Genomic DNA, 19,491 nt, shown 5'->3' with positions numbered 1-19,491 from the left:
CAGCGGTTCATCAACTTTTTGTCGACCTGAACCGGTGCCTCATATACCCTCCCTTTGCCTTCCGTAATATTTCGGAAATTGACTGCGCAGGGGGTGGATCACTTGGAGCTTGTTGTGCCCTTATCTTTTGCAGAAGCTCTGGCGGGGCGGGCAGTTTTCCCGATGGTTTTATTATCGTGGCTTGCATGCTGTATCTCTCCCAGAGACAAACAAAGCGTGCCTGTGCCGCTAACTGTTGTACGTTCTCCTAATACTCTCCCGCCCCGATGATCCGAGGCGGGAGGTGATCTTAGCTTGCTCTGATGATCACGCCGCGTGGTTGTCTTTAACCTGCCTGGAGCTTTCGCCGACTATAGTGTTGCCGGTACTGCCGATCGCAATCCGACGCGGCTTCATCTCCTCGGGAATCTCTTTCTTGAGTTCGATCCTTAGCAACCCATTGTCTAGACGCGCATCGATAACCGTCACATGGTCGGCAAGTTCGAACCGGTGAACGAATGGCCGCAGCGCCAATCCGTGATGGAGGTACTGCAATTCCTCTTCGCCGGACTTTTCGCCCTCTACCACAAGCAGATTAGGCTCATGGGTGATCGACAGGTCATCTTGCGACAAACCGGCTACAGCGATGATAATCCGGTATTTGTCTTCGCCAAATTTGACGATGTCATAGGGCGGCCATTTGTCCGAGGCCTGAGGCTGGGCGGAGTTTTCAAGCAAGTTGAAAATGCGGTCGAAACCGACGCTCGACCGGTAGAACGGGGAAAAATCGACGTTGCTTCTCATAGCTAAGTCCTCCTTTGAGCAACATAGAAATGAGGCGCGCCAAGAAGCTTGGCGCTCCCTGACTGCCGGCCCAAACAGTGCGACCGACGGCAAAAATTTGGTTATTGGGCTGTGCGGTGTCAAGGCTTTGCGAGTAGCCCAAAACAAAAAAATATACGACGTGGAGAAGTGGCTATCATCGGACTTATAACTCGAAGATCGAGTTTCAACTTTTGCCGCGTTTGCCACCCGTTGTAGCAAACGGAAATTCGAAACGTTTGTTGATTTAAAAGGGCAATCGATCCGCCTGTCACACCGGAAGTTCATCTGATGAAAACGGGCGGAACGTGGGGAAGAAAGCACCATGACAGTGCCTCTAGCCCGCGCTGCGGAACCATCTATAAGTGGGAGCCATGTTGACGATTCTCGTTTATGCCGGCGCCGCCCTTGCGGAGATCGCCGGGTGCTTCTCCTTCTGGGCGTGACTCAGGCTCGACAAGTCGCCGCTGTGGATCATGCCCGGCATGGTCTCACTGGCGTCGTTTGCTTATCTGCTTACTTTAGTTGACACTACCGCAGCGGGACGCGCCTATGCGGCCTATGGTGGGGTTTATATTGTTGCCTCTATCTCGTGGTTGTGGCTGGTCGAGAACAGCAAGCCGGATCGATGGGACGTGACCGGGGCATTGATCTGCCTGGTAGGTGCCGCAGTTATTCTATTTCCGACGAGAGCCTAACGCTTTGCTCCATAGTAGCTCGCCAAATAGAGCAAGCCATAGCAAGCGCGCTTTGCTGCCTTGAATTGTCGCCGTTCCCTATCGGCCAATGTGCAACAAGCCGTATCTCCGCTTCGACAACAGATCGAATGCTCTTGGTTTCGCCGAATTGATCGGTGATGGTTACATAAGGGAACGGTAGATCGCGCATGCCAATAAAACGCGCAACCGGAAATGCCGTCCTTGGAGCGAGAGCCTGGCGCTAAAGGTCGGATTGTTCGCGATTGGCATCGCGCAAAGCATTGTAGAGCTCTTTGTGAGCCTGCCGCCACTTCCGGGACCTTGCCGCTGCCTCCGCCTTCTGCTCGGGACTCAGCGGATTGGCAGCGCGCCATTTACGTATCCTTGCAGCCGCCTTAGCCGCTGCCTTCGCCTTCTGCTCGGGACTCGGTGGATTGGCAGCCAGCGGATTGGCAGCCCGCCATTTACGGACCCTCGCAATCGCCATCGCCTTCTGTTCGGGAGTCAGCGGATTGGCCGCCCGCCATTTACGCAGTCTTGCAGCCGCCTTAGCTTTCTTGTCGGCCCTAGTCGTATCATCGCCTTTTGTCATGCATATCTGTTGTCAATTTCAGGCGCATGAAAACGGTCAGCACCTTGGGCCACATTTCGTCCCACATATCGCGCCACACACCATTGGCGTCAGCAGATTTTCGGCCACAACAACCGGAGTGAAATTCATCATACCAACAAAAAGGCGGTGGACTTTCGAGCACCGCCAATGTGGATAAGGTATGCAATGTATCGATTTCATAAATGTGCTGTAGCTGCTCTTCTTAAACGCCCGGTCAACTGGAGTCTCAAGGGTAGCTAACCTTGCTCTTGGCCTTGGGGCCCTTGCCGACGGGGGGCGTCAGCATCCTCAAGGCTAGCATTAATCAGACGACGCGAGATCGGACTAAAGGCCTACGAGCAAAAATCAAAAGACCTACACATCCTTATGTATGCGCCCTTGGATTACCAAAAACATCGGTTCTGAGAGTTCTGAAAAAGCTAACAAGCAATTACGACAAGAGCGGTATTAATTTCCCATCATTGGTTTCCACAGATTCCACAAACGGATAGGAAACTTGTCTCGGAAACCTAAACGCAAACGATTTGATAGCAACACGGGTGAGCCCAGGACGGCGTGATGTAACCCGCCGTCCCACACTTCGTGTCAACGCAGCGATCGGAATGCTGTCCAGAGGTCTTTGGACAGTAGCGTCGGCTGTTCCCAAGCAGCAAAGTGACCGCCCTTTTCAACTTTGTTGTAGTGGATTAGGTTTGGATATGCCTTCTCCGCCCAGCTGCGTGGTGTCTGGTAGAGTTCGTTTGGAAATGCGGTCACGGCGACCGGAACCTTTACGCCCTTGGGAGTGAAGAATGGAAGCTTATTCTCCCAGTAAAGCCGAGCGGCTGAAACGCCCGTATTTGTCAGCCAGAACAAAGTGCAGTTGTCGAGAACATCGTCAGGCGTCATGCCCTCAGTCTGTCCGTCGAACGAGCGCGCGATCATGGCCAAGCTCTCGTGATCATGGTCAATCAAAAAGGTTGCCAAACCAATGGGTGAGTCCGCAAATGCGACCCCTGTTTGCGGGCGCGTTGCCATCCAAAATGCATAGTAAACCTTCTTATAGAACGAGACGAGCTGATTGTATGTGCTGGTCTCCTCATCGGTAAGACCAGCCGGTGCTGGTGCTCCTCCGAAAGCTGCCCCGTTGATATCTTCAGGGACGGCTCCCGGCATGTTGACGTGAATGCCGGCCAGTTCCGGGGGAGCTCGCACACCGATCATTTCGGTAACGACTGCGCCCCAATCGCCGCCCTGCGCCACATACTTCTTGTATCCGAGCCGCTGCATTAAAGTGATCCAAGCGTCGGCGATGCGCTCTGGTCCCCAGCCGGTTGTGGTCGGCTTGCCGGACAAGCCGTAACCCGGCATTGAAGGTATGATCACATGAAAGGCATCCTCGGCACGCCCGCCGTATGCAGTCGGATCTGTCAGCGGACCGATAAGCTTCAATTGCTCGATGATGGAGCCGGGCCATCCATGTGTGATAATTATCGGAAGGGCATCTTCGTGCTTCGAACGAGCATGGATAAAATGAATATCCAGTCCGTCGATTTCAGTAAGGTAGTTCGGCACGGCGTTGAGCCGGGCTTCAACCTTGCGCCAGTCATATTTGTCGCGCCAGTGAGCCAAGAGCTGCCGGACAGTTTTGAGCGGCACGCCTTGGGAAAAGTCGTCAACGGGTTCCTCCTCGGGTAGGCGCGCCTGGGACAGCCGCCGTTTTAGGTCGGCGAGTGCCTCATCCGAAAAATTCACTTCAAACGGTCGAAGAGCTTCAACTACTGCTTGGTCTGCCATTGGTATGCTCCTGTCGGTCGGGCCAAAAACAGAGAGACATGTTCCTCACAACGAACGCCCGTAGCATCTCATGTGCTCGGTGGATGTGGCCAGTGGAGGTCCGCGCCGAGATGCTGATAGACGGTCTGAGCGGTGTGGGCAGCACGATGGTCTTCTAGTGGACAAAACACAAGGATGTTACAGTAACATCTGTGTCGAATTGGAAGTAGACCCAGCCAAGCTTTGCATAGCCTCAAAGTGCGAGAGGAACGTAAATTGGCGTTTTAAATCAATGGGCGCCACAGCGCTATGTGCGCGGAAGTAGGACCGAGGCTATAAAGGCCGTTGCAACAATCCCATTTCAAATGACAGTTCCCCACGCCTCGTTCCAAAGCGCGAGATCGTCGATAATGATGATAATCTCGCGAAAACCGTAATTGTCTCTAACGTCAATCGCCCGTTCGAGTGCCAGAGGCACGGGCGTGGCATAGAAATAGTCGCCTTTGTCGGTAAGGCTGTTTTCCGGCCACTCGACTTCGGCGAGCGGTCGTCCAGCTTTTTGGATTACCCGTATGCATACCGCGTCAAGGGGTATATCATCCTCCTTGAGGAGCCTGCGATATGTGGCGTTTCGATCCATCCTGACCTCAGGCGCGGCAGCTCCGTTTTACCGACATTCTCCGAGTGGCCTATATTCCCGGATTGTCCTCTGGAGGACATACCATTGTTCCCGGTTTTTATCTTGATATTTATAGTTTTTTTGAAAGCGCTGGATCGTCACCTTGTTCCTCGCGGGAAGGAGCAACATGACCTTGGTTCAATCCGCTGTTCAAAACAAACTCCTTAGATTGTTGTCACCGGCTGATTTCCAGCTGCTCGCTGCGGATCTCGAATACGTAACTTTTTCCCTGCGGGATCCGATCGAGAGTCCGGGGGAGCCTATTGACGCCGCGCTGTTTATCGAGGACGGCATAGCATCGATTGTAGCAAAAAGCCCTTCCGGCGGCGATATCGAAATTGCTTTGGTCGGCCTGGATGGAATGACAGGGACCTCGCTCGTCCTCGGCAGCCCCAGCGCGCCGCTCTCCATCTACATCCAACTTCCCGGTTCCGGCCACCGGATTGCTGCCGGCAGATTGCTGGCGGCGATAGAGCAAAGCCGATCGCTGCAGCGGGTGTTTCTTCTTTATGTACAGACGATGTTTGTTCAAACCGCCACGACTGCTCTGGTCAACGCTCAGGCCGAAGCGCGGACAAGATTGGCCCGATGGCTGCTGATGGTGCATGACCGCACCTCGGGCCATGATCTATCCCTAACCCATGAGTTCATGGCCGTGATGCTGGGCATGCGGCGTCCCTGGGTGACAGAAACGCTGCATTCACTTGAAGCCGAAGGCCATATCCGCGCCACCCGCGGCAAGGTCGCCATTGTTGATCGCGCGGGTTTGATGGCCGAGGCTAACGGTTTTTACGGTGAAGCCGAGCGTGAATATGAAAAACTCCTCGGAGAACGGCTGTCGCGACAACAACGATAAGGTGTGCGGAATAGCATCTTCGGCATATTCGTTCTTGACGACTTAGGACTGTGTTCTCAGTTTGTCTTATGGCAAGAACAATAAAGACATTGGGACAGGCTGCTCGCCACGGCATGCTCGTGCGATCCCGCTGCCGCAAATGCAGCGAGACAGCCAGCTTTACCGCGGGAAGCGTTGCCGGGATATTTGGCCATGGCCGCGAGATCAGAAGCGTCAAGTTCAGGTGCAAGGACTGCAACAGCACGGATTGTGAGGTGCTTCCGTACGAAGACACTTTTGAACGGAAAGCGAAGCCGCAAGCCGTTAAAGGTAACCGCGGGATCATGACCGCGATTAGGGGCACACGTTCAACGGGAGCTTCAAAGTTGTCTGTTGTTTCGACTTGAATTCGGCGTGAGCAACTCTCAATAGCGATTTGGGGCGGATTTATGGGAGTGCCGATTTCTTGGCCATTGCGTCGCTGGACTTCTATCATATTCAAAGCTAGCGGATAAAAGACAACTGTGGCAGGTCGAGTGAAGCACAACCCAAAATAAGATGGTGTAGTATGAATGACAGAATAGGTGCGGTTAAACTGTCCGGTTTCCTACGTTGCGGATCGATAAGGATATCGACCTGGTTAAGCAGTATCTTCCAGATCATCTTCGTCTTACCAGAGCGGAGCCGGGTTGCATCTCCTTTGATGTGTCGCAGACCGATGATGCTCTGGTGTGGCGAGTGGAAGAGCTTTTTATAGATCGTGCTGCCTTCGATTTCCATCAGCAACGGACCCGCGCGTCCGAGTGGTTCTCTGCTACGTCCACTATTCCGCGTGACTATAAGATCACGGCATCTGAGTAGAATCCGTAAGGAATCGGGTCATGCCGCGATCTTGATTGCAGATAGCTGCCAATTCCACGGGAGCAGCTCGCTGATCCGATTGATCGGATGGTCGGCGATACGGTTGATTACATCGGCCAGCCAAGCCTCGGGATCAAGGTCATTCATCCTAGTTGTCTCAATAAGGGTATAGATGGCAGCAGCGCGTTTGCCTCCAGCATCGGAGCCGGCGAACAGATAGTTGTTCCGGCCCAGAGCCAATGGGCGGATCGAACGCTCAGCAGCATTGTTACTCATTTCGAGACGGCCATCAGTCGTATAGCGTGTCAGTTGATCCCAACGCAGTGCGGTGTAACGAATTGCCTTTGCCAGATCGGTCTTGCCGCTGATGCGGGCAGCTGATAATCGAACAGCTTAGCGGCAATCACTTTCCAATGGCGCGCTCCTGCGACTCTTCGCCGACCAGGCAATTATAGGGTTGTGGGTGTTGCACGAATGCGGCGGCCAGCTGGCGCTCGTGAAGTTCGCTGAGCTTGAACCCCGAGATCTCGATAACGAGCTTGTTACGAATTGCCTCGGCAAATTGACTGACGTCTGTCACCTTCACCAAAAATGCCCCGTCTCCCCCGATGACACACGCCTCGTAATACGCATCAAGGTCATGGATCGCTGCCGGATCCGGTCCGGTCGTCAACATGATCGGGAGACCATCGACGGTGATTCCATCCGCAATCGCCGCATCGCGGGCAACGGGCACCGGCGCTCCGGCATTGTTGGGCCCGTCGCCCGAAACATCGATGACGTGTCGGCTCGCCGAAAATCGATTGGTTCGGATAAGCTCTCGCGCGAACGCCAGCGCATTTGAGATCGATGTAAAGGATATCCGTCTTATCGGCTGCCGGCGCAGCTCCTCGGCAAATTGGGCAGCGGACTGCGGACCGTCAATCAAAGTCCACGGCACCACCTGAACCGCTGAGCCACCCCACTCGACGAACGTCACTGCGGTCTTTCCCCGCGGTCCGCCGAGCACGGCTCTGACGACCTCGGGGGTTCCAAAGGCATTCACATAGCCTTCTCTTTGAACCCTCTGTTCCTCGCTATCGATCGAATAAGAGACATCAACCGCAATCACCAGTTCCAGATCGACGGCCACGGGAAACGGCTGGGCAAAAGAACCTCCGCTTAAAACACAAAAGCAGGCAACAAGCGGCCATTGCCGTCTCATTATCTTATCTCCAGTTACCTCATTCAGCCATCTGGCAGCAGAGCCCTTGGTGTCAAACGAGCCGCGAGCACCGAGTGTATCTCCAATTGGTAATGCTGCCAGCCTCTGTTTCATCCCAATGGAAGTCGATCATCGTGCGGCGAAGCAAGGACAAACGTGTCATTTTGACGGCCGAGCAATATCGAAGGCTTATCAGTCGTTCCCACACACAGCCCTGCGACATGTTCGAGCGCTGGAAGACATTCATTAGGAATTGATGACCGGTCTTGGCGATATTATCGGGACTGACGATGCTTGAGCCTGGGACAGATCGTCCGGTTATTTTAATCGTGGAGCCGGCAGGCGGCGGGAGAAGAGCCGGGCCGCTCGGCGAGAGCGGTTTGTGTCGTCGTTCCCACCGTCGCTGTGCCGGGCGTAATGTTTCTGTTTCACCTCACGTCGCAATTGCCCGACACCGCCCGGGTGTCCCTTGCCATCAGCCAGATCGTCGCGCCGGACTGGATTCTCCCTGCTGGATCATTCTCGACGAGTGGTCGGTTGAACTGGACAAGGCAATCGATTTCGAGACGATCACGCCGATTGGCAGCTTTAGCCCCGCCTTTCTCAAGTCCATCGCCAGCACCGTCAAACAGGCGGCGCCCCGGAAACTCGCAGGCGTGCGTCGCGCGTTGGTAATGTCAATCAGCTCGCTTCAAGGGAGGCAAAGATATCGATGGGCGGCAGAGTCGCTGGCGGAGTAACGCCGCGGCCCGCCATTGCCTCGCCTTTCTATATGGGCGTGGCACGTCCCCCGCGGTCTCGATGGGGCATGTCTGACCGAAGGGCGCCTCACGCCGTTCAGCTCGATCGGTATCCGCAACGGCCGGCTCGTTTTCTTCCCTTGGCCGCAACCACCCCACATGACAGGCCATGTGAGGACCCCGGTTCGCGTCCATTCCTCGCGAAACAAGAAAGCCTCGTCCTAAGGCCGTCCTCCACTTCGTTTCGGCCTTTTCAGGTGCGGGCCGATCGCCCCCGGTCTGATCGACAACCATCGAGGCCGCGATGGGCGCGGCCCGAGCAACTGAGAAGGATCAAGACAATGGCAACCATCGGCTCTTTCACCGCTTCGGAAAACGGCTTTTCCGGCACCATCAAGACCCTCAACCTCAACGTCAAGGCAAAGATCATCCGGGTCGAACGCACTTCCGAAGACGCTCCCGACTTCCGGGTCCTTGCCGGCAATGTCGAGTTCGGCGCAGGCTGGCAGAAACAGGCCCGGGAGACCGAGCGAGACTACATCTCGGTCAAGCTCGACGACCCGAGCTTTCCTGCCCCGATCTACGCGACGCTCACTGAAGTCCAGGGCCAGGAAGGTCTGCAGCTCATCTGGTCGCGCAACAGCCGCAGCTGATTGGCAACGAAGCCCCGCTCGATCCGAGCGGGGCTTTCATCAGGTTGCTTGTTGAGCGCATCCTTCAGCGCCTTGGCTGGTGTGAACGCCAGCTTTGTGGCGTTTCCAAAGCTGGGCAAACCGATATCCGAAGACTGCTGACTATGGGGGCCATGTCCCGTCTGAACTGGATAGGCCGAAATCGATTTCGGAAGTTCCTGGCTGGCGCAGATGATGATGCGCAAGCAGCGGATGCTCGTGGCAATCGCATCAGCCAACAAAATGGCCAGGACACAGCCTGACCAAAGGGCTGCGCAAGGCTGACGCCGGGATAAGGGGGTGAAAGAAGGCGACCCGAACGGGCAAAGTGATCGAACAGATCTGGATCAGGAAAACCAGTCAAAACTCGTGAGGACCTAAGTTCGACAATGGGATTTGGACCTGATCTGCCAATCACCATACCTGCCAACGGCTTCTGGGAATGCCGTAGATACAGGTCTTACAGAAGTCCGCACTTGATCACCCGCACATAATCAAATCTTCCTGCATCACGGGCGGCACCCACAGAAGAGTTTTCAATCGGTCGCCGGGGATCGGTTCACCGCAGTGATATCAAGACGCTTGCTACCCGATAGGAAAGGGAGGCATCTCACCTTCGGCCACACGCCATATCCAGGGTTCGACATCGGTCCGTGCCGCAATCACATCCGCCAGCGCGGCCTCGAATTCTTCGTCGGCATCCGGCGGTACGATATAGAGCGCTACCGGCGCCGGCCGACGATGGGGAAGGGTGGCCGCTGCAATTGGCTGGTTGCAGGACAGGTTGAACCGCAAGCCCTTGACGCTTTTCAGACTGAGCCGTGACAAGCGTTCGACCAGTTGTTGTTCGTAGGCATTCTCGATCGGGAGCCATTGCTCACTTGTCGACATCAGGACGATCTCGTCGATACTGGCAAGACCTGACTGCGTCATGCCGAACGTCGCGATGACGACGAGATGGATTGTGGTGTTCGCCTGCCAAAGTTGCAGCTCCGCGGCATAGCGTGACTGCAGCCGGCGCCAGACGGTTTCCTCAATCATCAATGGAAAGCCCGGCATATGCTTGACGATGATCTTCTGGCCACTGCGGGCTGACGCAAACTCCTTCACCTCGCCGATCAGCAACATCAGTTTCCTCGGCCCAGCCGCCGACGTGCGGATACCTGCAAGGGCAAGAGCCCTTCTTTTGTCGATAGCCGCCTTGTCATCCAGTCGAAAGTTCTCAGGGACGAACAAGCGTTCCGTCAGCGCCCCACCTTTGACAGTCATCGTCGCCGCCGCATCGATGAGATGGCTTCGGACTTGAAACCAGTGGCGCTTGCCGGCCCAATGCGCCGTCCACTCGGTCAAGCCTCCCTGATGCCAGAGATAATGCAGCAACGCGCGTAGCGACAGCTTCCTGATCTCGTTCTTGACCGGCCTTTCATTTTGCACTGCGCCACCCGTGCTCTTCAGCGCGCCACGCTTCGACAGGGAGAAATCGAGTTTGAGCGCCGCCATGCCCTTGTCCGGATCAAGCTGGATCGCTCCGCCGATCAGTGGACCAAGGCCTGAGAGCTCATAGGGCGGTTCATAGGATTGGCAATGCGGGTCGTGGTCAGCGCCCGATAGGGGCATGCGCTTGACGAAAAACTGCTCGCCTATGCGCGCGATATACATCGCCGCACCCTGGTCGCAGCACAGGCAGACCGGTCTTTGCCGGGCCCGATATGCTTCGGCAAGAGCGGCGCCGAAACCGGCGTCTTCCTGTGTCAGTATCGCCTGACCTATCCGGTAGCGTCCGCTCATGGCGCCTGCACCTCCAATCAATCTCTTACTTGCCGCCTTGCCTCGCCGTCCCGAGAGGTGCCACCCGAGAATATCCCTGTCTCCTGTGATCTGCGGGTGTGGCGCAAGGACAATACCGATTCAAGGTCGTGCGGCCCCTCCAATCTTGGCTGCGCTTTGTTCCGACACAATCGGCTTGAGCTCCGCCGGTCGCTGGCGCCCGGCATTCTCGACGCGCCGCGTCGGTTCCTTTCACGTACGTCAAGGACACGAAGATGACGATCGAACGCCACATCGAAGAACTGCGCGCCGAGCTTCGCAACGCAGTCGACCGCGGCCGATCGTGGCGGAACTGGCCTGACCGGGGACTCGACGTCTTGCGCGAGAACATGGTCCTTGCCTGCCTTGGCGCCAGATTCCGCCATGGGTGCGATCCCACTCCCGGATCGACCGGCGCCGGTATCGCCGGGCGGCCTCAATACCCATTCTCCGTCAGGTAGTAGTCGAGCGCTGCCTTCACCACAGCGGTCATTTTGAGATCGTTCTCTGCAGCGGCCCGCTGCAACCGCGCTTTCAATTCGTAATCGAGAGCAATGTTGATGAAGAATTTGACATTGCGCTGCTTGGAGCGTTTCAGATTTTTGAGGCTGTAGCGCGCATCCTCCTGCGCGATGGCGCGCGCCTCGGCTGTTTCACGACGTTGCGTCTCAGTCGGGTTCGGCAACATCTGTGCGGCGACTTTGTCTGCCGCTGGAGGCGTGACGGACGCGACCGCGCTGGACGCAACCCCCGTTTGCCGCTCCGCCTTACGGGGCGCGATCGACAGGTCCGATAATTCAAGCCGTGCCTTGCTCATGCAGCACCCTCTACGCGCCCGAAGCTCCTGTGTTGCTCGATTTCGTCGACCAGTGCATGAACCTCAATTCTCGCCTTGTGCACCGGATCTGTCAGTTCCTGCATTTGCAAGGTGCCAAGGCCATTTTGAATCTCCCGATAGATATTCCGTTCGTACGTCCTCGACATGACGGAGTGGCGTCAAAAGGCAGTAGACAGGACGCTCGGACGCAAACCATTTGCCGACATCAACCTGCTTTCCGAGCGCCAAAGCGAGATCACGCCTCCGTTCGCCGATGCACGCCGTCAACCAAGCCGCCGAGACCGGTAGGCCCACAACAGGTTTAGGGAGACATTTTCCATGAAATTTATCCTTGCATCAATGCTCACAATTCCATTCGCCCTTTGGTTTACATCGCCCTCTCAAGCCAGCGATTGGGGTTGTGAAGTCCTTTTATGCGCTGCGTCTTCCAACCCGTCCTGGCAGGACGTCGCCAGCTGCCGCCCCCCGATGGAGAAACTGATCACGGCCATGAAGAGGCCGGGGTTCTCCTGGCCGATCTGCCAGGGAGCCGGCACCGGAAAGCCTGGATATGAACGATACGCAGAGTGCCCGGAAGGCTGGCAGCCGATTGCCGGTGACAGTGTCCGTGATGAAGCCTCCGGGAAACTGCCCCAGTGCATGCGCCGCCAAACGACGTGCCGGCCCGGCGATCGTTCGTCGCGATACTCGGGTAGCCGAACGGCGACCTCCAACGACGATGTGACGCGGGTGTTTTCAGATGGTCGTTCCTGCGCCTTTACTGAATTCATGCAGAGGCCATTGCGGCGCGATCCGTATTATTTCGATATGAAGGAGGACATCTCAGGTCAAATCACCCGGATCTGGTTCAACTTGCGAAAATAACAGATGATCCCGACCGCTAAACGTATGGACTATCGTGATGGATAGCGCCTATTTGAATGAAATGCATAGCATTTGGGCGGCGTCGTGATGTATGACATCAGCGCAACGTTTTGGTGATTGGGGGAAATGACTAAGGATTTGAAAGAGCACATCTCGGAATTGGAACTGGTACAAACCACTGATCCCGACAATGAAAAACCGGTTTACAGAAGACCAGGTTTCGACGGTATCGCGACATTCGGAGAATTGGATGATAGGCTCGGCGAAGCACTGCGGCGCTGTCGTCAAAAACAAGGTCTTAGCAGGGCGGACATAGCGATACTCGTCGGACTGAGCGAACAGGTGTACGGACGCTATGAACGAAACTCCTCTAAAATGACCGTCAGCCGACTGATCCACCTCAGCGAAGTCCTTGGCGCATCACCACTTTCCATGCTGTTCAGCACGGCACCTCACTTGTGGGGTAAGTCGGAAGTGGAAGCTGAACGCAGATTTCGGATCATGAAATTGCTGGAGGATCTTCCTGCAGAAACGATGGCTTCCGTCACAACGCTGCTTGAGACTGTTGCAGTTCTCCAGGCAAAGGCAGGCGAGACTTAGGCGAGGCGGTTCGCAGCGTTGCCGTTAAAGAAAACATTCCACCGATCTCATGATTCGCGCAATGGTACGTTCATTCATGGAGGTTCGGGTCTTTGCCAGCATTAGACTAAGATATATCAATTTGGTTTGAGCTCCGTGGTTTGTAGACGGGCGGATGTCAATCAGATGCTTCCGAAGGAACTGTTCTTCAAGCATTTTTATCGCGAGGATGTGTCTGGCCTCGTTTGTTGCGGGCACTTTCGTTTGCAGCGCTTGGATAGATGCCGATAGACGAGCATGCCGATCCAAAATTGCCCAAAGCTCCTGGTCCATGCACCTTTCCGATATTCCTGCTGGCGCTTTGCGGGTTATCGACTGCACACCTGTTTCCCTACTCTAGCGTATGACTGCTACTCATCAGATGGATAGGGGTTAGAACCGGGAGCCTGATCTCAGGTTCTCACCCACCTCGCGAGATCGGTATAAGGCTCCGGCTCATAGACGTATTCGAGCGGTATCGCAGGATAAACCATCGATGATAGATAACGCCGAAGATTCTCTCTGCTGTTGCTGGCGGCCAGACCATAGAAGTTTCCGCTGTTCCATGTGACGATGCAGTGGCTAAATCGCGCGTATATGGCGCTCGCGATCTCTGCCAAAGTCACTTGGCTGTCGTGCATTGTTGTAAGCACGCGCTTCGTCTTCCGCGCTATCTCCTTGGCGCCGAAGTAATGCGTCTTGAAGCCAAAGTCCTTTTGAGATTCACGTCCGCGGTAGTCTTCGGGATCAACGGCCCGGAACTTCTCCAGCAACAACAGGATGCCGTCAACTTTGAGATGTTGAGCGATAAACTCGATCTGCTTTTTCCGATTGGGTGAGTACATCTGAAACGTAGTATCTTCCAAGATGAAGTCGAACCCTTCGGAAAACCGTTCAAGATTCTTGTTGGAACGGAGGTGCTCCTTGGTCAACCGATGAAAGGGACCGAGGAAAAAGCTGGCATAAGTGGGCTCCCCAAAAGCCATAAAGCATTTGTAATTCTCCTCGTTCGGGCTGCACGACAAGGATCGGATACTCCCGCAGCTCATTTCGGATAGAGTGCGAGCCATTGTACCTTCGGCAGTGCCAAGGCTGTAGAGCAACACGCCATTCGTGTTCAATTGGCTGTATCGCAGGAGTGCATGCGCCATGCGGCATTCCTCCTCCAGGCGGTACGGAATGCTACTGTGATAGTGTTGGTCGAAAAAACCTTGGCGGCGGGAATGTAGTTCGACAAACCGAAGAAGGAGTGTGTCATATGGCAAAAGCCGCGTATCGACGACGGGTTTGCGAATAGGCATTCCACCCTTGCCGGCCGCGGTCTCCGCAAAGAATCCGGCGAGTTGGTTCAAACGCGGGCCGCGGTCGCATTCTGCGATAAAGTCCGTGAAAGCTTGCATCGTGGTACCACCTCCATGATTGCACTCCAGGGTACGATGCCGCCGGACTGTAAGAGGTATTGCGCAGTCTGGTGTCGATCTGCCGCCAGCGTGTCGTCGGATAGTTGGTAGACGGCTGCTCGATAATGCGCTTTCACCGCCATGCCGTTTTTTTATGAAAGTGCCAACTTCGCCAACTGGGGGTTGCCGCCGGATTGTTTGACAACCTCAGATGAATCTATAATCCGTTGTGATTAGTTCTTTGGAGGGATCGCCTCTTGACGGAGCCATCTCAACCTCGACCCGACGACGTCCGCCGCTCGGTTCATCAAACTCTGGTCGACCACTTCATCGATTGGGGCATGGTGCGCGCCCACATCGTTAAAAGAACCGGGTTAGCGCGTCAGGAGACGCATATTGCCCGTGACCAGCATTCGTTTCTGATCAACCTGAAGGGCGGGGCATGCTCTGGGGAGGATTTCGTCGAAGGGCGTTCGATTGGGTTTACCCCGCGCCGCCCGGGCTCTGTTGTTTTCGTACCTGCTCACCGTGAATGGAAAGGATGGGATGAGGGAGACCCCATCGCTTCGTATCTCTTCGTATCTGTCGACACCACATTCATCAACCAACGGATCGATTCTAGATACCTGGTGGGTTTAAGGCCCGCTATCGGATTTAGAGACGTTATGATCGAATACTCGCTTCAACGGATCGCGGCGGAGCTCAATAACCCCGATCCCATTAGTGTTATCATGGCTGAAAGCCAGGTCATCCAGTTGTTCGTAGGGTTACTCAGGCTTAATGGCGTCGGTCTGCAGCCAGTTAAGGGTGGACTATCATCGCATAGTCTTAAGCGGATCAACGCCATGATCGAGAGCCGACCGGCGAACCCTCCTAGCGTTGATGAACTCATACGAGAAAGTGGCGCAAGTCGACGTCATTTCTTTCGCGCGTTCAAGCAGTCTACAGGCAAAACACCTCATTCATATGTTTTAACACAACAGTTGAAATTCGCGGTCGACCTTCTTCGTGCCACCGATCTTCCGGCGACCGAGATTGCACTGGAATGCGGGTTTTCGAGTTCAAGTCATTTTACCGTAGCTTTCAAACAAGCCTTTGGCGCCGCACCGTCGCGGTTCCGAAGAAGGTGGCGCTGCTGATCCGTGCGCCGGGAATATTTTGGCACAATTTCTAAAGCGCGGCACGGATCTGAAAGCGTGACTGTCTTGAATTTCATCACGATGATTGCACGACCAACTCGAAAGCTATTGATGCCACGATTCTGTTCCGTCGCAGACTATGCATCGCCGTCGTTCAACTGGTATCTCGCGAGCACGTTTGCTTCGGCCATCGGGCGGAATTCCTACAACTTTGCCTGTGCCTGGATCCTTGTTGTTTCGGGACACGGCGTATCAGCCGTAGCAGCGTTTTTCGCCTCTCTGAGCATGGCAGAGTTGATCGCGAGCCCGCTCGCAGGATGGATGTCTGATCATTACGATCGACGTCTCCTTTGGTTGATCGCAGATTTTGTCCGCTTCTTAGCCATGCTAGTGCTCGGGGTAGTCATGACTACGTCGGATCCCCATTGGGCAATCTGGTTGTCAACGATCCCTTTCGCGATGTGTGACCGGGTCGCACTCACGGCTTCCCAGTCTATGATACCATCCGTCGGTGCTGTTTATTCCCTCTCGACAGCGAATTGCATCGTTTGCTTCTTGACGCAGTCAGGAAGTCTGTCGGCAGCAGCAATCACCGGTGTCCTACTCCAGGTCTGCACCCCGATGGTTACACTGGCAGCGTTAGCCTTGGCCTTTGCGTTATCTGTATGCTGCATGTGTTTCGTCCGACATGAACCACTTCCTGCCCAAGACGCCCGTGATATAGTCGATACAAAAGGATCCGGACTGCATTTCGATGGCCATTTGCTCTTATTGGCAACCATCTACACGCTTCTGTACGTCTGCGGCATGATGGTAAGCGTTGTTAGTCCGAGCTTTGTATTTGAAGAACTGGGAGGCAGCGCGATTGATTTTGGACAGCTTGAAAGCGCTTGGTCCGCTGGCTCCATTCTGGGTGCCATACTTCTTGTCCCGCTGATGCGGGTTATGGATATCTCAATCTTGCAATTGGTCATACTCGCCCTTGCCGCTATCTCATTTGCAGCGCTGAAAATCTTGAATTTGCCGTGGGCGCTACTCGCTTTCGCTGTACTTGGCATACTCTACAATCTGGGCAGGGTTGCCGTTGAGGTCAGGCTTCAATCAAGCGTTCCGCGAGCAGCGTTGGGCCGGGCAAAAGGCGCTTTGCATTGCAGCGGCATGTTTCTTAGTCTGATCCTTCTTGGAATGGGGGCGGTGGTTTCTGATAAGTTGAGTCCTTCTACGATATTCCTGGTGTTCGCCGGTATCCTTGCTCTCAGTACTATGGCGCTGGTCGCTTTCCGCTTGGGTCCGTATCAAAGAGCTGAATAGCTTTAAGGCTGTATTTCTCCTTCGATCATTAATCCTACAACATTTTCTCGTGGCTTTTACCGCGGCTCCAGCGCGGGCGCGCGACATAAAGTGGGGATGCGCTGCTTAGCGATATTCGCTTAACTGGTTCGGTGACAGTCCCGAAAGCCTACTTGCGGCTATATAAGGAAACCGACATCGCCTGCTTGCTTCTCCACATGAGACGGGTGCATGACCATCGTCGCGGTCTCCTAGGAGGCAGTAAGCTCCCGTGCGTGTTTGCACGTTGCCGCCTGGAACGAAACGCCGGCCGAAGGTTACTTTGCTCCGCTGGATCAGCCTGAATTGCCCGAGTAAAACAATGCGGCGTTCTTCGGTCAGTTCGGGGCGAGTGGATCCTGATAAATTCGATATTTGAAGCGTTATAGACGACTGTAACGTGGCCAGACCATCGGTCACGCGCTAAGATTCGGGACACGAATTACGTTTTGTGGGCTTGGCAACTGGCTATATCCTCTTGCTAATTTGGAGCGGAGGCGCCGTCAAGATCAGGTCGCGACCAATGTTTTCGCGTCGGCTAAAGGGCCAGGAAGACAGATACACTTAGACCAGGTGGCTTGATTGCAGAGACGTCGAATATTCGGGAGAGTTCGTCTCTGGGTTGTCCACTTAGAGCCACGAGTTTACGCGCGCGGCTTAAGCAAGTCGTGGGCTAGCATACCTAACGCATCAGCGATCCGTTGAATGGTATCGATAGACGGGCTGCGTTTATTGCGCTCGATTCCGCTCAGATACGCTTGGGATAGTTCTGCACGGTGAGCCAACTCCTCTTGCGTGATGTCCAACTCCACTCGCTTTATACGAATGTTGAGAGCCACTAGCTTGCGTAAAGCGTGAGGATCGTTCGCCATGCCACGAAAAAGCATGACTCTATGGTGGGTTTCCACGCTCTAAAGAGATTGAAAATTAAACGATAGTATATAATATAGTTATTATGAGGCCTGCGTCTTCTCGGTGTGAACCGCGAGACGATCGCGATGGGGAGGCGGGAGGTGTGCCGACACTTAGCGCGGGCAAAGCAGTTTCGCCCGGGTGCCGATCTGCGGAATCCTTTGCAGGTTCAGTCGGTCTTCGGTCGGGACGTGCGGCGAGATTTTCATTCTACGGGGAGTGACAGATGCAGCGCCGGAAGATCCAGCTGACGGAAAAGCAGCCGCACCCGCGTTACCCGCAAGCATCCGCGAGCGAGGTGCCGCATGCTGCTGATCTTTATGTCGGGCGTCAGGTTGCCGCCGTGCGCATCCATTCAAATGTGAAGCAGGCCGAGCTTGCCCACGCTGTCCAGGTAAGCCCGCAGCAACTGCAAAAATACGAGAACGGCAGAAACCGCATCAGTGCGTCCATGCTGTTTGAAATCGCGACATTTCTCGGTGTGCCCGTCGGCCGTTTCTTTGAAGGTCTGCCGGGCAATGCAAGGCTGGAAGGCGAGGTGGCCTCGCTCCCGGTCGACGAGCGGATCACATTCATAGCAAGCAGCGAGGGGCGCCGGCTGATTGAAGGGGTGATGCGGCTGCCTCCCCGCACGCGCCGCCGCGTATCCTCATTCATCGCCGCTTTAGGCGAGGAATTGGCCGCTCTGCACGGGGACGCCATGGCATGCCCGCTGCCGAAGACAGAAAACGGGTACGGCGCGTCACCGGACACATATGGGGCAGGGCGGACGGGTTCTGCACCCGATGAGGATCGGGGGCGGGCATGACGATGGCCACGCCGCAGCCTACCTTCAAGGTCGGTGACTGCCGGACAACCTCCCGTGACAAGAGGTCGTGGCATCGCGTGGAGGCGGATCTTGTCCGGCGCAACGGGCTGGCCAAGGAGGAGACGGCGATCACCTCCAGCCGGCACGTCGTCCTTCTCAATGTGCAGGGCAACTCAGAGCGTGGCCAATACTTCATAGATGGCAGGAACGCCGGATTTGTACCCCGAAAGCCAGGCGCAATCCTGTTTGTTCCCGCCGGATGCAGCTGGCGGGGCTGGGAAGCCGGCGCCTCGACGGCGGCCTATCTGGCGATCCAGGTCAAACCGGCACATGTGGCAGAGCTTCTTGCCGGGATGCCACTCGAGGCGCTGCCGTCGCTCTCGCCGGATCTCGGCTTCGAGGATCCCATCATCCTCAACGCAGCGCGCGGGATAGGCGCAGAGATCCGTGACCGCAATCCTCTCAGCGCCATGCTGGTGGAGAGCTATACGGCCACAATCTTCGCCCAGCTGATGCGCAGGCAAAGATATCCGGCCGCTGTCCGCAAAGGCGGGCTCGCCCCGATGAACCTTGACCGGGTGATTCAGAGAATTGATGATGACCTCACGGCGGACTTGTCGCTGTTGCAACTGGCCGCGCTTGCCGGTTTGAGCGTTCCGCACTTTTGCCGGGCGTTCAGGCAAACGCTTGGCTGTCCGCCCTATGCCTTCATCATCCGGCGCAGGATCGAGCGGGCAAAGGACTTTCTGCGCCATTCCTCGATGCCGGTCACCGATATCGCGCTGTCATGTGGCTTCTCCAGTTCGAGCCATTTTTCCAATGCCTTTCGCCGGGAAGTGGGTATGACCCCCGTGGCCTATCGCGGCACCTGGCCGTGCAAGGCATAACCATGATTTACTGATCAGATCCCGCACCTGCAT

At 55.5% G+C, this 19,491-nt stretch carries 18 protein-coding genes and 5 pseudogenes; 12 read left to right on the top strand and 11 right to left on the bottom strand.

From position 1 onward, the window contains the following. Positions 1 to 306 precede the first annotated feature (306 nt). Positions 307 to 783, bottom strand: a complete 477-nt coding sequence (locus LB462_RS17075; protein WP_224510513.1) for an Hsp20 family protein — start codon at positions 781 to 783, stop codon at positions 307 to 309. Between the two features lie 392 nt (positions 784 to 1,175). Between LB462_RS17075 and LB462_RS17070 the strand changes: the two are divergent. Then, positions 1,176 to 1,499: pseudogene (locus tag LB462_RS17070) on the top strand (YnfA family protein). A gap of 241 nt (positions 1,500 to 1,740) precedes the next feature. On the opposite strand, the gene LB462_RS17065 reads toward LB462_RS17070, so the two are convergent. From LB462_RS17065 to LB462_RS17055, 3 genes are all read right to left on the bottom strand, one after another. Next, positions 1,741 to 2,091, bottom strand: coding sequence for a hypothetical protein (locus LB462_RS17065; protein ID WP_224510511.1), 351 nt, complete (start codon positions 2,089 to 2,091; stop codon positions 1,741 to 1,743). A gap of 606 nt (positions 2,092 to 2,697) precedes the next feature. Next, positions 2,698 to 3,888 carry an epoxide hydrolase family protein gene (locus LB462_RS17060; protein WP_224510509.1) on the bottom strand — a complete coding sequence of 397 codons (1,191 nt, stop codon included), beginning with the start codon at positions 3,886 to 3,888 and terminating at the stop codon, positions 2,698 to 2,700. A 340-nt stretch (positions 3,889 to 4,228) separates the two neighbouring features. After that, complete coding sequence (locus LB462_RS17055; RefSeq protein WP_224510507.1) at positions 4,229 to 4,507, bottom strand: hypothetical protein; 279 nt, start codon at positions 4,505 to 4,507, stop codon at positions 4,229 to 4,231. Between the two features lie 166 nt (positions 4,508 to 4,673). On the opposite strand from LB462_RS17055, the gene LB462_RS17050 reads away from it, so the two are divergent. Continuing rightward, complete coding sequence (locus LB462_RS17050) at positions 4,674 to 5,402, top strand: Crp/Fnr family transcriptional regulator (RefSeq protein ID WP_224510506.1); 729 nt, start codon at positions 4,674 to 4,676, stop codon at positions 5,400 to 5,402. Positions 5,403 to 5,949: 547 nt separating this feature from the next. Beyond that, positions 5,950 to 6,242: pseudogene (locus tag LB462_RS17045) on the top strand (putative quinol monooxygenase). 18 nt (positions 6,243 to 6,260) lie between these two features. Here the strand turns inward: LB462_RS17045 and LB462_RS17040 are convergent. After that, positions 6,261 to 6,614: pseudogene (locus LB462_RS17040) on the bottom strand (IS66 family transposase); the annotation flags it as partial. Positions 6,615 to 6,645: 31 nt separating this feature from the next. After that, the gene (locus LB462_RS17035) at positions 6,646 to 7,446 is read right to left on the bottom strand and encodes a DUF1194 domain-containing protein (RefSeq protein ID WP_224510505.1); all 801 of its coding nucleotides are present in this window, start codon (positions 7,444 to 7,446) and stop codon (positions 6,646 to 6,648) included. A gap of 1,081 nt (positions 7,447 to 8,527) precedes the next feature. Here LB462_RS17035 and LB462_RS17030 point away from each other — a divergent pair. Next, positions 8,528 to 8,839: a DUF736 domain-containing protein gene (locus LB462_RS17030; protein ID WP_224510503.1), complete on the top strand. Its 312-nt coding sequence runs from the start codon at positions 8,528 to 8,530 to the stop codon at positions 8,837 to 8,839. 98 nt (positions 8,840 to 8,937) lie between these two features. Continuing rightward, a pseudogene (locus LB462_RS31800) lies at positions 8,938 to 9,142 on the top strand (hypothetical protein); the annotation flags it as partial. Between the two features lie 300 nt (positions 9,143 to 9,442). On the opposite strand, the gene LB462_RS17020 reads toward LB462_RS31800, so the two are convergent. Continuing rightward, entirely contained in the window at positions 9,443 to 10,645 is a 1,203-nt protein-coding gene (locus tag LB462_RS17020; protein WP_224510488.1) for a DUF1173 domain-containing protein, read from the bottom strand. A gap of 254 nt (positions 10,646 to 10,899) precedes the next feature. On the opposite strand from LB462_RS17020, the gene LB462_RS17015 reads away from it, so the two are divergent. After that, positions 10,900 to 11,124 carry a hypothetical protein gene (locus LB462_RS17015; RefSeq protein ID WP_224510485.1) on the top strand — a complete coding sequence of 75 codons (225 nt, stop codon included), beginning with the start codon at positions 10,900 to 10,902 and terminating at the stop codon, positions 11,122 to 11,124. On the opposite strand, the gene LB462_RS17010 is transcribed toward LB462_RS17015, so the two are convergent. Further along, complete coding sequence (locus LB462_RS17010) at positions 11,100 to 11,480, bottom strand: hypothetical protein (protein WP_224510483.1); 381 nt, start codon at positions 11,478 to 11,480, stop codon at positions 11,100 to 11,102. The genes LB462_RS17015 and LB462_RS17010 overlap by 25 nt on opposite strands. 141 nt (positions 11,481 to 11,621) lie before the next feature. Here LB462_RS17010 and LB462_RS17000 point away from each other — a divergent pair. Beyond that, a pseudogene (locus tag LB462_RS17000) lies at positions 11,622 to 11,789 on the top strand (thermonuclease family protein); the annotation flags it as partial. Positions 11,790 to 11,881: 92 nt separating this feature from the next. Here the strand turns inward: LB462_RS17000 and LB462_RS16995 are convergent. After that, on the bottom strand, positions 11,882 to 12,271 hold the full coding sequence (locus LB462_RS16995; RefSeq protein WP_224510480.1) for a hypothetical protein: 390 nt from the start codon (positions 12,269 to 12,271) through the stop codon (positions 11,882 to 11,884). A 220-nt stretch (positions 12,272 to 12,491) separates the two neighbouring features. On the opposite strand from LB462_RS16995, the gene LB462_RS16990 reads away from it, so the two are divergent. Next, complete coding sequence (locus tag LB462_RS16990; RefSeq protein ID WP_224510478.1) at positions 12,492 to 12,965, top strand: helix-turn-helix domain-containing protein; 474 nt, start codon at positions 12,492 to 12,494, stop codon at positions 12,963 to 12,965. A 431-nt stretch (positions 12,966 to 13,396) separates the two neighbouring features. On the opposite strand, the gene LB462_RS16985 is transcribed toward LB462_RS16990, so the two are convergent. Next, entirely contained in the window at positions 13,397 to 14,383 is a 987-nt protein-coding gene (locus LB462_RS16985) for a class I SAM-dependent methyltransferase (protein WP_224510475.1), read from the bottom strand. A gap of 257 nt (positions 14,384 to 14,640) precedes the next feature. Between LB462_RS16985 and LB462_RS16980 the strand changes: the two genes are divergently transcribed. After that, positions 14,641 to 15,522 carry a helix-turn-helix domain-containing protein gene (locus tag LB462_RS16980; RefSeq protein ID WP_224510472.1) on the top strand — a complete coding sequence of 294 codons (882 nt, stop codon included), beginning with the start codon at positions 14,641 to 14,643 and terminating at the stop codon, positions 15,520 to 15,522. A gap of 57 nt (positions 15,523 to 15,579) precedes the next feature. After that, positions 15,580 to 16,833: an MFS transporter gene (locus LB462_RS16975; RefSeq protein ID WP_224510469.1), complete on the top strand. Its 1,254-nt coding sequence runs from the start codon at positions 15,580 to 15,582 to the stop codon at positions 16,831 to 16,833. Between the two features lie 662 nt (positions 16,834 to 17,495). Here the strand turns inward: LB462_RS16975 and LB462_RS31580 are convergent. Next, positions 17,496 to 17,723 (bottom strand): helix-turn-helix domain-containing protein, encoded by a 228-nt coding sequence (locus LB462_RS31580; RefSeq protein WP_224510549.1) that lies wholly within the window; start codon positions 17,721 to 17,723, stop codon positions 17,496 to 17,498. Between the two features lie 266 nt (positions 17,724 to 17,989). On the opposite strand from LB462_RS31580, the gene LB462_RS16965 reads away from it, so the two are divergent. Both LB462_RS16965 and LB462_RS16960 read left to right on the top strand, forming a co-directional pair. Then, the gene (locus LB462_RS16965; protein WP_224510466.1) at positions 17,990 to 18,571 is read left to right on the top strand and encodes a helix-turn-helix domain-containing protein; all 582 of its coding nucleotides are present in this window, start codon (positions 17,990 to 17,992) and stop codon (positions 18,569 to 18,571) included. Beyond that, the gene (locus LB462_RS16960) at positions 18,568 to 19,458 is read left to right on the top strand and encodes an AraC family transcriptional regulator (protein ID WP_224510465.1); all 891 of its coding nucleotides are present in this window, start codon (positions 18,568 to 18,570) and stop codon (positions 19,456 to 19,458) included. The genes LB462_RS16965 and LB462_RS16960 overlap by 4 nt, the downstream gene beginning before the upstream one ends. Positions 19,459 to 19,491 lie beyond the last annotated feature (33 nt).

This window comes from Phyllobacterium chamaecytisi, assembly GCF_020164455.1.
Taxonomy (GTDB): Bacteria; Pseudomonadota; Alphaproteobacteria; order Rhizobiales; family Rhizobiaceae; genus Phyllobacterium; species Phyllobacterium chamaecytisi.
The sequence above is the reverse complement of the archived record's forward strand: the minus strand, read 5'-3'. Positions and strand labels throughout refer to the sequence as shown.

Bases quoted from the DNA above. Each gene is read 5' to 3' on its own strand.
- LB462_RS31580 (WP_224510549.1), bottom strand. From the start codon at position 17,723: ATGGCGAACGATCCTCACGCTTTACGCAAGCTAGTGGCTCTCAACATT.
- LB462_RS17020 (WP_224510488.1), bottom strand. From the start codon at position 10,645: ATGAGCGGACGCTACCGGATAGGTCAGGCGATACTGACACAGGAAGAC.
- LB462_RS16995 (WP_224510480.1), bottom strand. From the start codon at position 12,271: ATGAATTCAGTAAAGGCGCAGGAACGACCATCTGAAAACACCCGCGTC.
- LB462_RS17060 (WP_224510509.1), bottom strand. From the start codon at position 3,888: ATGGCAGACCAAGCAGTAGTTGAAGCTCTTCGACCGTTTGAAGTGAAT.
- LB462_RS17075 (WP_224510513.1), bottom strand. From the start codon at position 783: ATGAGAAGCAACGTCGATTTTTCCCCGTTCTACCGGTCGAGCGTCGGT.
- LB462_RS17030 (WP_224510503.1), top strand. From the start codon at position 8,528: ATGGCAACCATCGGCTCTTTCACCGCTTCGGAAAACGGCTTTTCCGGC.
- LB462_RS17055 (WP_224510507.1), bottom strand. From the start codon at position 4,507: ATGGATCGAAACGCCACATATCGCAGGCTCCTCAAGGAGGATGATATA.
- LB462_RS17050 (WP_224510506.1), top strand. From the start codon at position 4,674: ATGACCTTGGTTCAATCCGCTGTTCAAAACAAACTCCTTAGATTGTTG.
- LB462_RS16960 (WP_224510465.1), top strand. From the start codon at position 18,568: ATGACGATGGCCACGCCGCAGCCTACCTTCAAGGTCGGTGACTGCCGG.
- LB462_RS16990 (WP_224510478.1), top strand. From the start codon at position 12,492: ATGACTAAGGATTTGAAAGAGCACATCTCGGAATTGGAACTGGTACAA.
- LB462_RS17010 (WP_224510483.1), bottom strand. From the start codon at position 11,480: ATGAGCAAGGCACGGCTTGAATTATCGGACCTGTCGATCGCGCCCCGT.
- LB462_RS17015 (WP_224510485.1), top strand. From the start codon at position 10,900: ATGACGATCGAACGCCACATCGAAGAACTGCGCGCCGAGCTTCGCAAC.
- LB462_RS16985 (WP_224510475.1), bottom strand. From the start codon at position 14,383: ATGCAAGCTTTCACGGACTTTATCGCAGAATGCGACCGCGGCCCGCGT.
- LB462_RS17035 (WP_224510505.1), bottom strand. From the start codon at position 7,446: ATGAGACGGCAATGGCCGCTTGTTGCCTGCTTTTGTGTTTTAAGCGGA.
- LB462_RS17065 (WP_224510511.1), bottom strand. From the start codon at position 2,091: ATGACAAAAGGCGATGATACGACTAGGGCCGACAAGAAAGCTAAGGCG.
- LB462_RS16965 (WP_224510466.1), top strand. From the start codon at position 17,990: ATGCAGCGCCGGAAGATCCAGCTGACGGAAAAGCAGCCGCACCCGCGT.